The 14,180-nt window shown below is 68.7% G+C and carries 8 protein-coding genes; 4 read left to right on the forward strand and 4 right to left on the reverse strand.

Annotated elements, in window-relative coordinates; genetic code table 11:
• Positions 1-290: 290 nt before the first annotated feature.
• From KF791_09300 to KF791_09315, 4 genes are read left to right on the forward strand one after another with little or no spacing between them, the layout of a single operon-like run.
• Entirely contained in the window at positions 291-2,153 is a 1,863-nt protein-coding gene (locus tag KF791_09300) for a VWA domain-containing protein (protein MBX3732779.1), read from the forward strand.
• Positions 2,150-3,112, forward strand: a complete 963-nt coding sequence (locus KF791_09305; protein ID MBX3732780.1) for a substrate-binding domain-containing protein — start codon at positions 2,150-2,152, stop codon at positions 3,110-3,112. The genes KF791_09300 and KF791_09305 overlap by 4 nt, the downstream gene beginning before the upstream one ends.
• 28 nt (positions 3,113-3,140) lie before the next feature.
• On the forward strand, positions 3,141-5,609 hold the full coding sequence (locus tag KF791_09310; GenBank protein ID MBX3732781.1) for a hypothetical protein: 2,469 nt from the start codon (positions 3,141-3,143) through the stop codon (positions 5,607-5,609).
• 43 nt (positions 5,610-5,652) lie between these two features.
• Entirely contained in the window at positions 5,653-8,535 is a 2,883-nt protein-coding gene (locus KF791_09315) for a hypothetical protein (GenBank protein ID MBX3732782.1), read from the forward strand.
• 11 nt (positions 8,536-8,546) lie between these two features.
• Here the strand turns inward: KF791_09315 and KF791_09320 are convergent, their stop codons facing one another.
• The 4 genes from KF791_09320 to KF791_09335 all read right to left on the reverse strand — a co-directional run bounded on the left by KF791_09320 (position 8,547) and on the right by KF791_09335 (position 14,166).
• The gene (locus KF791_09320; protein ID MBX3732783.1) at positions 8,547-10,373 is read right to left on the reverse strand and encodes a carbamoyltransferase; all 1,827 of its coding nucleotides are present in this window, start codon (positions 10,371-10,373) and stop codon (positions 8,547-8,549) included.
• 24 nt (positions 10,374-10,397) lie between these two features.
• Positions 10,398-10,550, reverse strand: a complete 153-nt coding sequence (locus KF791_09325) for a hypothetical protein (protein MBX3732784.1) — start codon at positions 10,548-10,550, stop codon at positions 10,398-10,400.
• Positions 10,550-12,898 (reverse strand): tetratricopeptide repeat protein, encoded by a 2,349-nt coding sequence (locus tag KF791_09330; protein MBX3732785.1) that lies wholly within the window; start codon positions 12,896-12,898, stop codon positions 10,550-10,552. The genes KF791_09325 and KF791_09330 overlap by 1 nt, the downstream gene beginning before the upstream one ends.
• 356 nt (positions 12,899-13,254) lie before the next feature.
• Positions 13,255-14,166 carry a DMT family transporter gene (locus KF791_09335; protein MBX3732786.1) on the reverse strand — a complete coding sequence of 304 codons (912 nt, stop codon included), beginning with the start codon at positions 14,164-14,166 and terminating at the stop codon, positions 13,255-13,257.
• Positions 14,167-14,180: the final 14 nt, after the last annotated feature.

Consider the following 14,180-nt stretch of genomic DNA (forward strand, 5'->3'; position numbering starts at 1 on the left):
GGGGCGTGTGGAGTCGCCGCCACTCCTGCCGCGTTCCGGGCTCTTGGGGGGCAGCGGATCCGCGGTGGAATCGCCACGGATTGAAGTGAGGGCACCGCCCCACCGCAAAAAGGGCCAAGGCTCCAATCCCGGTGGGGCCTCCCGGCGTGCGCGTGTGGGATCTCCACCAGGTCGGCTCACGGTTCCGCGGACGGCGCGGCAGGAGCCTTGCCCCACCGGATCGGGAGGAGCGGACTTTTCCGGGTTGATCGCGGGAGTCGGCGGCCGACAGTGTCGTGGACGGCCGCCACATGAACTTCCTCGCACCCCTGGCCTTCCTGTTCGCGCTGTCGCTGCCGGTGGTGGTGAGCTTCTACCTGCTCAAGCGCAAGCGGCAGGTGCGTTTGGTGCCCAGCACGTTGTTGTGGCAACGGTTCCTCGCCGAGACCCAGGCCAGTGCGCCATTCCAGCGGCTGCGTCACAGCACCTTGCTGCTGCTCCAGCTGCTGCTCCTGCTGCTCATCGTCCTGGCCCTCGCGCGCCCCTACTTCGCCGGTCGAACCGCCGAGGCATCCCTGCAGATCGTCATCTTGGACGCGAGCGCCTCCATGCAGTCCCGCGATGGCAGCCCGACCCGGTTCGACGCGGCGCGGGCCGGCGCCCTCGCACTGGTGGACGCGCTCCCCACAGGGTTTGGTCCGCGGAGCGCCCAGATGCTGGTCATGGTGGCCGGTGCCCATGCGGAGGTGCGTCAGTCGGCCACCTCGGAGAAATCGGCCCTTCGCCGCGCGATCGAGGCCGCCCGGCCGTCGGATGCCCCGACCCGGCTCGCGGAGGCCCTGCAGGTGGCCGCCACGCTGACCCGCGACCGTTCGGACGCCGAGATCCACCTGTTCAGCGACGGGGCCGGGGTGGACCTTTCGGAGTTCGAAAAGAAGGACCTGCGGCTGGTGTTTCACAAGGTCGGCTCGAAATCCGACAACGCCGGAATCGTGGCCTTGGACGTCAAGGCCAACCCCGAGGAACCCTCCCAGCGTGCGATCTTTGCCTCCATTGCCAATCCGGGCACGACCCCTGTGGAGACCACCGTGGAATTGCGACTCGACGACCGCCTCGTCGAATCCAAACCGGTCCGCATCGGGCCCACGAACACCACCCCGGTGGCCTTCGTCGCCTCCCAGGAGCGGGACGGGATCTTCTCCGTGCGGTTGCGTCATGAGGACCTGCTGGCGGCGGACAACGAGGCGCGTGTGGTAAGCCAGATGCCGGCACCCATCCGGGTGCTGCTGGTGACCCGGGGAAACCGCTTCCTTGAAAAGGCCCTCGCCGCCTCGGGGCCGCAGGTGGACCTGGTGGTGGCTGCGGACCTGACCACGCCCGCCGCGGACATGGACCTCGTGGTGCTGGACGCCGTGACGCCCGCGGTCTGGCCGACGGGCAATGTGCTGGCGTTTGAGGTCGTGCCACCCGGGTGGTTCCCGGCGGAGCCCGGAGTGCTGGAGGCACCCCCGATCGTGGACTGGCGCAACAGCCATCCGGTGCTGCGGTTCGTCAGTTTTGACAATGTCGCCGTCGCCCAGGCGCTGGCGACGCCGACTCCGGGATGGGCGGTGGCCCTCGTGGATTCCCCGGAGACTCCGTTGGTCCTCGCCGGTGAATTGGGACGCCAGCGCATCATCTGGGTGGCGTTTGATCCGCTTCAGAGCACGTGGCCGTTGCGGATCAGTTTCCCGATTTTTGTGGCCAACGCCGTGGAATGGTTGAACCCGGCCAGCGTGGCGGCGGCGGAGCGGCTGATCCGTGCCGGCGAGGCGTTTCGCATGCCGTTGGCGGCCGGGACGGGTCCCTCGGTGGCCCGGGTCGTGTTGCCCGGCGGCGCGGAACGAACGGTTCCGGTGGACCCCGATTCGCGGGAATTTGTGTTCGGTGACACCGGAAGGCAGGGGGTGTATCGGGTTCAGTGGGGCACCAACGACGTGGTGTTCGCGGTCAATCTGCTCGACGCGGCGGAGACGGATGTGACGCCTCAGGAGCAGCTGGATCTTGGCCGGCGCGGCGAAATCGCGGCCACGACGACGCGCCGCGCCAATCTCGAGTCGTGGCGCTGGTTCGCCCTCGCGGGTCTGGGCGTCCTGCTCGGGGAATGGTGGTGGTTTCACCGGAGGACGGCATGACCGAATCCCCGCCGTCAGGATCTGGAAGCCGGACCGGGACCGTCCCCCTGCTTTTGGGCGCCCTTGCCCTGATCGCGGTGGTGGCCGTCCTGGTTTCGTTCCGTCGCGCCCCGGCGTCCGTCGTCCTCTACTGCGCCCAGGATCAGGTCTTTGCCGAGCCCCTGCTTGCGGGATTCGAGGCGTCCACCGGGATTCGCGTCCGGACTGTGTTCGACAGCGAGGCGGTCAAGACCGTCGGTCTGGCCAACCGGTTGCTTGCGGAACAGGGGCATCCGGTTGCCGACGTGTTCTGGGGCAACGAGGAACTGCGGACCCGCCAGCTGGCCGGCCGCGGCGTGTTTGGTCAGGTGCCGCGGTGGACCGCCTTTGGGCAGCGCACCCGGCGACTGGTGATGCCGGAAGTCGTGCCCGACGGTTGGGCGCCTCCGGAATCGTTTCGCGAACTGACCAACGTCCGGTTCCGCGGGCGCCTCGCGATGGCCTACCCGCTCTTCGGGACCACCGCGACCCACTTTCTGGTGTTGCGACAACGTTGGGGGGAATCCAACTGGCTCGCCTGGTGCGAGGCCCTCGCCGCGAACGAGCCGTTCATCGAGGAGGGGAATTCGCAGGTGGTTCGCCGCGTCGCCCGGGGCGAGGCGCTCGTCGGCCTGACGGATTCCGACGACATCGAGGCCGCTCGACGGGAGGGACTGGACGTCGTTGCGCTGCCGCCCGACCTTGATTCCCTGCGCATTCCCAACACCGTGGCGCTGGTACCGCGAAATGGCGGGGTGTCCCCGGAGGCCCGGCGGCTGTTGGACCATCTGACCTCGGAGGCGGTACGCCGCGAGCTCGAGGCGGTTGGGGCGCTTGAGGAACCGGGGACGGGTCCGGAACCGGCGGCGCCAGACTGGGAACGGCTTCTGGCGGAACTCGACACGGGAACGGACCAGCTCAAGAACCTGTTCCGCCGATGAATTCACGGGCAACAACCTCCTGGGCCCGGTGATCGCCACCACGCTGGTCCAATCCCTGGCCCTCGCGACCGGCGTGCTCCTGGTGGCCCTGCTGACCGGGGTCCTTGGTGCACTCGCAGTGGCGGGGGCCCCGGGTCGTCTGCGGACGCTCCTTCTGGGGCTGATCCTGGTGTCGCCAGCGGTGCCCCCGTTCCTGGCGGCCAACCATTGGCTGGATGTCACCGCGGGCTGGAGGGCTCTTGCGTCTCCGTGGGTGCTCGGCGCCGGATCAGGGGTGCTGGCGGTGCTGTGCATCGCCGGCCTGCTCTGGCCGCTCGTTGCCTTGCTGGTGCTGGGCGCGTGGTCGCGCATTGAGCCTGCGTTGCTGGAGGCCGATCCGTGGATACGCGGGCGGCGTCTCGTCTTCGGCGTCCTCCTTCCAGCGGCCCGGGGCGAGCTGGTCGTGGCCGGCGTGGTGGTCGTGGCCCTGGCCCTCGCCAATTTCACGGTCCCGGTATTGTTTCAGTTTCGGGTGTTCACCGAGGAGTTCTGGATCCGCTTCAACACCCGCCTCGACGCTGGCGGCGCGGTGGCGTCCACATGGCCCCTGCTGATCATCCCCCTGCTGGTACTCGCCTGGGCCGGCCGCCGTCGGATTTCGTGGCCCCGATGGGCCGGGGTCCTGCCTCCGGATGCCTTCCGCCGCGCCGCGGGCCGGTGGTGGACGGGTGGGCTGGGCGTGACGCTGGCGTGGACCGCGCTCACCCTCGCCGCCCCGCTGAGCCGGCTCGTGACCAGCAGGCGCACCTGGACCGAGCTCCCGGGTGCCGCCATGGCTGGAAAACACGCGGCCGCCAACTCCCTCCTCTCCGCACTGCTGGGTGCGACGATCGTCGTGGGCGTCGCCGTCGCGTGGCGCGTGGCTGGGTGGCGTCTCCGCGGCGGCCGGCTCCTCTGGATTCCGTTCCTGCTCCCGGGGGTATTCACCGGAGTGGTGCTGATCGCCCTTTGCAACCGGCCGGGCCTTGCCGTGGTGTATCAGTCCATGGCGATCGTCGTGCTGGCACTGGCGATCCGTTACGCCGCGGTCGGTGGGGCCCTGGTGGCGCGGACGCATGCAACGGCGGATCCGGCGTTGGTGGACATGGCGCGTGTGATGGGTGCCGGACGCTGGGGCACGCTCCGCGACGCCGTGTGGCCCCAGGTGTCCCGCGGATGCCTCGCCACCTGGTACGTCGTCTACCTGCTCGCGCTGTGGGATGTGGAAACCGTGGTCCTGATCCAGCCGCCCGGGGGGGAGACGCTCGCATTGCGGGTTTTCAACCTTCTGCATTACGGACACGCCGCGCAGGTCAATGCGCTGTGCCTCCTCCTGCTGGGGCTCGCCGTGGCGCCATGGGTGGGGTGGACAGTGCTGGGCGGCGCCGCCCGATGGATCCACCGATCCCGGCTTGGGCGATCCTGGGTGCGGATTGGCGCCGGAGGTCTGTCGTGCGTCGCGTTGCTGCCGGCCGTTACCGGGTGTCGTCCCAATCCCGGGGGGGATCCGGGTCCCGGGACGGCGCCCGTGGAGTCCGTCTTGTTTTCCGGTGTGGCCGTGATCGGGTCGCGTGGTGTCGCTCCAGGGCAGTTCAACAAACCGCGGACCCTGACTTGTGATCGTGAGGACCGGCTCTACGTGGCGGACCTCACCGGGCGCATCCAGAGATTCGATGCGGAGGGTCACTACGAGCTCCAGTGGCAGATGCCGGAGACGGACCTTGGCAAGCCCAAGGGCATGGGGTGCGACCAGGACGGTCTCGTGCTGGTGATCGAACCTCACTATCAGCGGGTGAACCACTTCACTCCCGAGGGGCAGTTGATCCTGCAATGGGGCGTGAAGGGGATCGAGGCCGGCCGGATGATTCTACCGCGGGGCATCGCCCAGGACTCGCAGGGGGAGTTTTTCGTGAGCGAGTACACGGTGGTGGATCGCGTCCAGCGATTCAGGATCGGCAATTCCCAGGGCGCGGGCGACGCGCCGGAGCCGGGGCCTTGTTTCGAGGTGATCGGGTCGTTGGGCCCGGTGCGCCAGGCATGCCTGACCGCCGGCTGGGGGTCGGCAGGCGATGCCCCCGGCCGGTTCAGCCGGGCGGAGGGCCTTGCGATTGGCCCTCGCGACGAAGTGTATGTGGCCGACTCCTGCAATCATCGGATCCAGGTGTTCGACCGGGATGGAGGATTCTTGCGTTGCCATGGACGCGCGGGCTCTCATCCCGGCGAGTTCAGCTACCCCTACGATATCCGCGTGGATCCCGACGGCCGCCAGTATGTCTGCGAGTTCGGAAACAGCCGGATCACCGTGCTGGATGCCCGGGACCGCGTGATCGAGGTCATTGGCGGCCCCGGGGCCGCGCCAGGTCAGTTCGCCAACCCGTGGTCCATCGCCCTCGATTCCCGGGGCAATCTCTACATCGCCGACTCCCAGAATCACCGCGTCCAGAAACTCCACCGCAAACCGCCTTCAGCCGTCCGGTAAGCCCGCTTCGACCCTCGCCGCGTTTTTCCAGATTCCCGTTCCGATGCCCCTTCAGTTCACCCATCCCCACTGGCTCCTGCTGCTGCCCCCCGCAGTGGCGGTCACCGTGTGGCTGGCGTGGCGGTCCGATGCCTCACTGACCCCTTGGAGGCGATGGGTTTCGGGTGGCCTGCGGCTTGTGCTGATCTTCCTGATCCTTGGGGCGCTGGCGGGCACCCAGTGGAAGCGGCCACAGGAGGGCATGAACATCTTCTTCCTGCTGGACCGGTCCGACTCCGTGCCCTCCGCACAGCAGGAGGCGGCACGGGCCCTTGCCAACCGCTGGGCCCGGGCGAAACGCGAGGCCGACAAGGCGGGGTTCCTCATCTTCGGCACCGATGCGGCCCTGGAGACGACGGCGACGTCGGTGGCGGACGCCGAAAAAATCCAGGCGGTGGTGGGCACCGAACGGACGGACATTGCGGCGGCGATCCGGCTCGGGACCGCCGCTTTTCCCGAGACCGGACAGAAACGCCTGGTGCTCCTGTCGGATGGCAATGAGAACGTCGGCGACGCGGTGGCGGCCCTGACCGCGGCGCGTCCGCTGGGCGTGACGCTCGACGTCGTGCCCCTGGGGGCTGCCCGCGGCAGCGACGTCTCGGTGCAGAAGCTGGCCCTGCCGGCCACGCTGAAGAAGGGCCAGACGTTTGAGACCCGGGTCGTCGCCACCGCTGATTCCCGCCGCCCCGCCACCATCCGGTTCTTCCGCAATGACCGGCTTCTGGGCGAGCAGCGCATGATCCTGGAGCCCGGCAAGAACCTCATCTCGCTGCCGCAGACCCTCGAGGACCCCGGATTCTACGGCTACGAGGTGCAGGTGGATGCCGACGGCGACAGCGTGGCCCAGAACAACAAGGCCGCCGGGTTTGTGAATGTACGTGGGGATCCGCGCGTGCTGGTCGTGAGCAGCGATGCCACGCAGGACCGCGCGCTTGTCGAGGCACTGCGGGAGGGCCGGCTCGAGGTGAGGGTGGTGGACGAGCGGGGTCTGCCGGCGACCCTTGCCGAAATCCAAAGCTACGACGTGGTGGTCCTCTCCAACGTGGCCGCCGGGGATCTGGGACGGGATGGCATGAGTCTGCTCGAAAGCGCGGTTCGCGACTTTGGCGTCGGCCTCGTGGCGATCGGCGGCGACCAGGCGTATGCCGCGGGCGGGTACCGCAACACGCCGCTGGAGACCACCCTGCCGCTCGACATGGAACTCAGCTCCAAGAAGGTGCTTCCCAAGGGAGCCCTCGGCCTGGTGATGCACGGCATGGAGTTTGCCAATGGCAACGAGGTGGCCCGCGATATCGCCCTGGCGGCGCTCGACGCCCTCGGGCCGCAGGATGAAATGGGGGTGTGGCTGTGGGATGGCACCGAGCGGGCCCTCTTCGACCTGCAGCCGGTCGGCAACAAGAACCGGCTGGCCGGCCTCATCGCCGGCATGAACCAGGGCGATCTGCCGAGCTTCCAGGGCCTGATGAGCATGGCCTACGCGGACCTCCGGAAATCCACGGCCAACCTCAAGCACCTCATCGTGTTCAGCGACGGCGACCCCAATCCACCCTCCGATGCGCTGATGAAGGACCTGGTCGCCGCGCGTGTGACGATCAGCACCGTGATGATCGGCGGGCACGTCCAGCCCACCACCATGGAGTGGATGGCGGCCCAGGGCAGTGGACGCTTCTACGATGTGAAGTCGGCCGCGCTGCTGCCGCAGATCTTCATCAAGGAAACCGCGGTCATCCTGAAGTCCGCCATCTTCGAGGATCCCTTTCAACCGCAGGTGGCCGTCAGCACCGAGCTGGTCCGCGGCATCGGTGCCCAGGAATATCCGATGCTGCGCGGCTACGTCGCCACATCACCCAAGCCACGGGCGGAGATCCCCCTGCTTACCGACAAGGGGGATCCGCTGCTGGCACACTGGCAGTATGGCCTCGGCCGCGCGGTGGCGTTCACCAGCGACGCGCGGCCGAAGTGGAGTCAGGACTGGATGGGCTGGGCCCAGTACCGCCAGTTCTGGTCCCAGGTCGTCAACTGGGCCCTGCGACGCGTGGATGCCTCCGAGTTCAACACCGAGGTGACCGTGGAGGGGGGCGAGGGGATCATCGGTGTCGAGGCCCTCGATCCCGAGGGCAACTTTCGCAATTTCCTCAACCTGCAGGCCGCCGTCGTGAGCCCGAGGGGCGAGCGCGTCCTGGTGCCCCTCAAGCAAACGGGCCCGGGGCACTACGAGGCGACGTTTCCAACGCGGGAGGTGGGCGCATACCTGGTCAACCTGATGGAATGGCGCGACGGCCAGGTCGTCGGGTCCCAGGTGGTTGGGACCAGCGTCAATTACTCCCCCGAGTTCAATGAGACCGCGCCCAATCTGCCCTTCCTGCGGCGGCTTGCTGAGCTGGGCGGCGGACGCCTGCTCAATCCCGACCTGGAGAATCCCTACCGGATCAACCGCGTGAAGACCTTTCAGCCGCGGGATCTTTGGGAGGCCCTGCTGAAGCTGCTTGTGGTGCTGTTCGTGCTGGATGTCGCGATACGCCGCGTGGATGTGGACCGCGAGGAGTGGGCGATGGGATGGCGCCGCCTGTTGAGCCGCCTCGGGCTGCGTCCGGCTCCGCAAGTGGCCGGCTCCGGTGAAGCCCTTGGGTCCCTGCTGGCCACCCGGGAGCGGACCCGCAGCACCCGCACCGCCGCCGGGGCGGGCTCCGTGCCCGCGGCTCCGCCGGCGGCGGATCTGTTCCGCCCCCGGGAGACGCCACCGGCGCCGGAATCCGGCGACGCGGGAGGGCGTCCGCCCGCTCCGGTCCCGCCGGCCGCCCCATCCGCGCCCGAGCCACCTGCCCCTGCAGCCAGCGCCACCAGCCGCCTCCTCGAAGCCAAGCGCCGGGCACAGCGCAAACCGTGAGGTTTACGGCGTCAGTCCGGACGTGCCTCGAAGGTGGGGGGCAGGGAACGGTGGGGTTGACGGGGCCGTTCGAGGTAGAAGCTGCCGATGACCAGGGCGTCCATCTCGGAATTGATGAAGCACCGATACGCGTCGTCGGGACTGCACACCACCGGCTCGCCGCGCACGTTGAATGAGGTGTTGATCAGGACGGGACATCCGGTCCGGGCTTCAAACCGGGCCAGGAGCGCTTCCAGCAGGGGATTTTCCGCCGCCGTCACCGTCTGGACCCGCGCCGAGCCATCCACGTGCGTGATGGCGGGAAGGGTGGAGTGCGCCTGACGCAACCGGTCGAGTCCGCGCACCGCGGGATCCACCGGGCGCCGAAGCGCGGCGCGGACCGGGGCGACGAGCAGCATGTAGGGCGATGGGGTGTCGAGTTCGAAGAACGCGGCGGCGCGGTGGGCGCGGACGGCGGGGGCGAAGGGTCGGAAGGATTCCCGGAACTTCACCTTCAGGTTCATGACCGACTGCATTCGCGGAGATCGGGGGTCGCCGAGAATGGACCGATGGCCCAGGGCTCTCGGGCCGAACTCCATCCGTCCCTGCACCCAGCCCACCACCTGTTCCGAGGCAAGGGCGGCGGCGGTCCGTTCCAGCAGCGCACCGGGGTCCAGTCGTTCGAACACCGCGGCGTGGGACCGCAGCACCCCTTCGACGTCTGCATCCGAAAACGCCGGGCCCAGGAAGGCCCCCTGCATGGCGTCGGGCTCGACCGGCGTTCGTTCCTCCCCCAGGCCACCCCGCCCGGGATCGCCGTGCCACGCCACCAGCGCCGCCCCGAGCGCCCCGCCCGCATCTCCAGCCGCGGGCTGGATCCATAGGGCATCGAACGGCCCGTCGCGCAGGATCCGGCCGTTGGCCACGCAGTTCAACGCCACGCCGCCTGCCAGGCAAAGGTGACGTTCGCCTGTGATCGCGTGCGCCCTGCGGGCCAGGCGGAGCAGAACGTCCTCGGTCACGTGCTGGATGGATCGTGCGATGTCGAGGTGGCGTGGCTCCAGGGGAGCCTCGGGAGGACGCGGTGGACCGCCAAACAGGCCATGAAAGCGGTCGTTCGTCAGGTAGTCATCGGCAAGCAGGTTGAAATAACGGGTGTTCAGCCGGAAGGAGCCGTCCTCTCGCAATTCAATCAACTCCCGCAGGATCAGGTCGGCATGGACCGGTTCGCCGTAGGGGGCGAGTCCCATGAGCTTGTACTCGCCGGAGTTGACCCGGAATCCGCAATAGGCGGTGAAGGCGGAATAGAGAAGTCCGAGGGAATGGGGGAATCGCAGTTCTTCGAGGAGTTCCACGGTGCCCCCGCGTCCGCGACCGATCGTGGTCGTCGCCCATTCGCCGACACCGTCCACGGTGAGAATTGCGGCAGACGGATACGGCGACGGCAGAAAGGCGCTCGCCGCATGGGACTCATGGTGTGAAGGGAAGAGGATCCGGCAGTCCGATGAGAGCCCCGGCAATGCCTTCCGGAGCGTCTTTCGCAGGTTGAGGCGTTCGGACAACCAGGGGGGCACGATGCGGGTGAAGGTGCGCAGGCCCCGGGGCGCGAGGCTGAGAAACGTCTCGAGCGTGCGGCTGAACTTGAGGATCGGTTTCTCGTAGAAGGCGATGACGTCGAGCTGATCCGGAGTGATGCCGGCCTCCCGCAGGCAGTACCCGGCGGCGTGGTGGGGGAATCGCGCATCGTTCTTGCATCGGGAGAAGCGCTCCTCCTGCGCTGCTGCCACGACGCGTCCCTCGCTGAGCAGCGCCGCGGCGGAGTCGTGGAAAAATGCGGAAATCCCCAGCACGTGGCGCATGGCGTCCCGGAAGGCGGCGGTGGTTTACAGGAACGGGTACAGGAAGGACGACACCCCGGCGCTGGAGGTGAGGACCACGAGGGCTCCGAGGAGCAGCAGCACCACGAGCAGCGGCACGAGCCACCATTTCTTCTCCTGCCGGAGAAAGCGCGCGAAATCCCGGATGAGGTCCCACATCAGCGCCCGTCCCCCTCTCGAAGTCTCCGGTGCGCGAGGTCGAGGTATTGCTGCACCACCCGGTTGGTGGGTTCAAGCGCCGCCGCCGCCTCAAACTCGGGGATCGCCTCCGCGAATCGGGACTGCTGGGCGAGGGCCACGCCCAGGTCCAGTCGCGGCGTGAAGGCCCTGGGGGCCAGCGTGACGGCCTCCCGCAGGGCCGCTTCGGCGCCCGGTGCGTCTCCAGACTTGGAATGTTCGATGCCCAGCCGATGGTGGATCGCGGCATTCTGCGGATCTCGCGCTGCCGCCTCTGCATAGGCGGCCGCTGCGGCTCCATGGGAATTCCTGGCCGACAGGATCTCGCCCAGCCGGACCATCGGGAGCGGCGACCGGGGGTGCGCCTCGGCCGTGGCCCGCAGGGCGGCCTCCGCCTCATCGAACCGCTCCAGCCCCATCAAGGTCAGGGCGCGATTGACCCGGGCCACCAGATGGTCCGGCACGTCCTCCAGGACGGCATCCAACGCGCCCAGCGCCTGAGCCCATTGCCCCTCTTCGGCGAGCACGCGGGCCAGGCCGACCCGGGCCTCGATGAAATCGTCCCGCAGCACGAGAGCCTCGCGATACGCGGCCGCTGCGCCGTCTCGATCACCCGCCTGGGACAGGCTTTCCCCCAACTGATACCACCCCACCACATGTCCCGGCGCCCGGGACACCACCTCCCGGCCCTCCGCGGCCGCTTGGGGCCATTGGCCGGCGAGTTGATGCAGGCGCGCGAGTTGCTCGCGCAGTTCCCAGTCGTCCGGGTGCTTCCGCACCGTTTCGGCCACGGCCGCGATGGCGGCGGGCAGGGCGAGGGCCCGTGCCGCAGCGTTGGCCTCGGCAATCCGGTCATCCAGATAGCGGTCTCGAAGCGCGGCATTGCTCTGTTGGGAAAACGGGGGGCGCTGGGTCACCGTGCGTGCCTGGCCCCACAGCCGGGCCGCGGCATGCGGTGTCCATCCAAGTCGCCCCAGACATCCTTCGTAGGACAGCCATGCGCCCGTTCTCGTTGGGTCACCGATCAGATCCAGAATTTCCGAGGCAAACATCCGGGCGAGTGCGTAACTGCCTTCGGGACGCAAATGGACGTGCTCGAAGAACAGGTCGGCTCCCGGGGGACGGTCCGGATCGGGACCGGTCAGTTGCCGGGCGGCATCCACCAGGCGCACGGTGTTTGTCGGGAAGGATCGTGCGGTGTCGCGGGTGATCTCCTGGATGCGCGAGTCCGCCCGAAAGCGGAGCGGGTCCAGGTCGCGTGAGGCCTCGAGGTCGGTGCGGCCACCGGTGGCATCCCCTGCGCTGAGCCGGGCGAGACCGAGGTGGTGGCGGGTCTCGGCGTCCTCGGGACGCAGCGCGGCGGCCTGGATCCAGGCGTCCACTGCCGCGTCCACGTCGGCACCCTGGTCCGCCTCGAGGGCTTTGGCCACCGCCCGGGCCCATTGGGCGAGCGCCGGAGCATTGGTTTCCAGGCTCCAACGGGATCCAAGCGGCGGGCAGTCGGGGAGATTCACGGCCATGGTCCCCACAATCACCTTCGCCCCCGATCGGAGTCCGCACGCCACGATCTCGCGGAGGTTGGAGGCATAGTGGTCATACGCCCGATCCAGGCCCGGGGAGTCCGGGGGGACCTTCCGGTCGAGGAAGGTTTCCAATCCCGCCCAACGCTGCGTCAGGGAAAGTCCACCGGCAGTCACCGCCTGGCGGTCCGCGAGCCATTGTCCGAGGGCCGTCCGGCGCACCGCCAGACCCCACCGGATGAGGGCCCGCGAGGGAGGGACTCCGGACGGCACCGCGGCCGGTCCGAACGGCCCGATGACTTCGTTGTTTCCCGGATAGACCACCCAGAAATCCGCCTGGAGCCGTTGGGAATCCGAGGCGGCGTCGAGAATGGCGTGGGAGTTCAGGGCGGTGACGGCGGTATTGATCACCTCGATGCGGCGGTCGGGCAGCCGGGCCTCCAGCAGGGCTTGGAGGAAGCGTGAAACGCCAAAGGCCGGTTCCGGATCCCCAAGGGCGGCGGACTCACCAAAGACCAGAACTCGCAGCGATTCGGCCGGTCGGGTGGCGTCAACGATCCTGGCCCTGGGCATGCGGGCCAGGGATGGGCCCACAAACCGCGCCGCGAAATCCGGATTGGGCATGAGGCGTCCGGGAGCCGGGCCGGGGATCCAGAAATCGGCGGGGCGGTGGCGTCCGGTCAGTCGCAGCCCGAATTCCACGCCGGCGAGGATGGCGAGGGGAAGGAGCAGGGCGGCGATGCGAAATCCGTGCCGCCGGCGGGGACCAGCGTTGGTCGGGCTGCGTCGCGCAATGACCTTTCGGGGCACCCGGAGCATTTACGTTGGGGGCGGCGGGCCGGCAAGGCGCAACCGTGCCGCCACCATTTCCGGGGCCACCAAGTTGGCGGAGTGAGTGCGCCGGTGGGGCTCTGCCGAGCTGTGCGTGCAACCGCAAGGTGGGACTGTGGAGACCCCACACGCGGCTCGTGAGGACCTTCGTAGGGCGCCACCGGCGGTGGCGGCGGGCGCCGCGGCCGAGGATCAAGTGACCGGTTCATTGCTTACGTCGCTCGCGCATGACCGCAGCGGAACTGACGTGGGTCGCGTTGATACACGCCCCGATCCAACTACCAAGTGGAGGGCGCGCCGGCGCCCGCTCCGGCTTCGGAGCGCGGTTTCATGGATCACCCGTGCAGGGCCAGCCAGACCGCGCCGCCAACGCCCACCAGGCCGCCGGCAACGGACCGGATTCCCGGGCGCTCGCCGTCGAGGGCCCAGGCGAGGGGGATTACCGCAAGGGGCGTCAGTGCGGTGATGGCCATCACCACCCCCGTTGGCTGCCATTGCAACGCCCACTGGTAGGCGGCGACCCCGAGGGAGGGGCCGCTGAGAGCGTTGACGGCGATCCACGGAACGGCCGGTCGCCACTTTGGGACACCGTCCGCAGGTCCGACCCGGCCGGCATGGCGGGCCCAAAGCCACCACGCCACGGTGAAAACAAGCCCGGCCAGGATGCGCTGGTAGGCGACGGACAGGCCGTCCACGGGATGGCCGGCGTCGCGGGCGAGCAATTGCCCGTGGCGGCTCAGGACGGCACCCCAGGCCTGTCCGGCCGCGGCGATGCCGCCCAGGGCCAGGCCCAGCCAGCCGGCGTGCGCCGCGGGGGACCGTCCCTTGCCGGGAAACAGGGCCAGAACCACGCCGGCAAGGATGACGCCGCCGGCGGTCAATTGTCCGGCGGTCAACCGGGTGCCCAGCCAGAGCCATTCGGTGAGCGCTGCGATGGGCGCGGCGAGGCACTGCACCATGAGCGTGGTCAATTGTGCGCCCAGCCGGGGCAGGGCGAGGAACAGGGCGGTGTCGCAAATGCCAAAGCCGATGATGCCGCTGACGAGAAACCATCCGAACGACGGACCGCCCAGTCCCACCCCAAATCCGTGTGCCAGGAGTCCGAGGACCACTGTGGCCAGCAGCATGCGGAGCAGGTTCGCGGTCGCGGGACCCAGGAGTGAGACCGAGCGTTTTGCCGCGACAGACGACAGGGCGAACAAGACGGCGGCCAGCGCGGCGGCGAACACAGCCGGAAAGCCAATCACACTGCGGCATCCGG

The organism is Verrucomicrobiia bacterium, assembly GCA_019634635.1.
Lineage (GTDB): Bacteria > Verrucomicrobiota > Verrucomicrobiia > Limisphaerales > UBA9464 > UBA9464.

Coding starts and splice junctions, on each gene's coding strand:
- KF791_09305 (MBX3732780.1), top strand. CDS start 2,150: ATGACCGAATCCCCGCCGTCAGGATCTGGAAGCCGGACCGGGACCGTC.
- KF791_09315 (MBX3732782.1), top strand. CDS start 5,653: ATGCCCCTTCAGTTCACCCATCCCCACTGGCTCCTGCTGCTGCCCCCC.
- KF791_09325 (MBX3732784.1), bottom strand. CDS start 10,550: ATGTGGGACCTCATCCGGGATTTCGCGCGCTTTCTCCGGCAGGAGAAG.
- KF791_09300 (MBX3732779.1), top strand. CDS start 291: ATGAACTTCCTCGCACCCCTGGCCTTCCTGTTCGCGCTGTCGCTGCCG.
- KF791_09320 (MBX3732783.1), bottom strand. CDS start 10,373: ATGCGCCACGTGCTGGGGATTTCCGCATTTTTCCACGACTCCGCCGCG.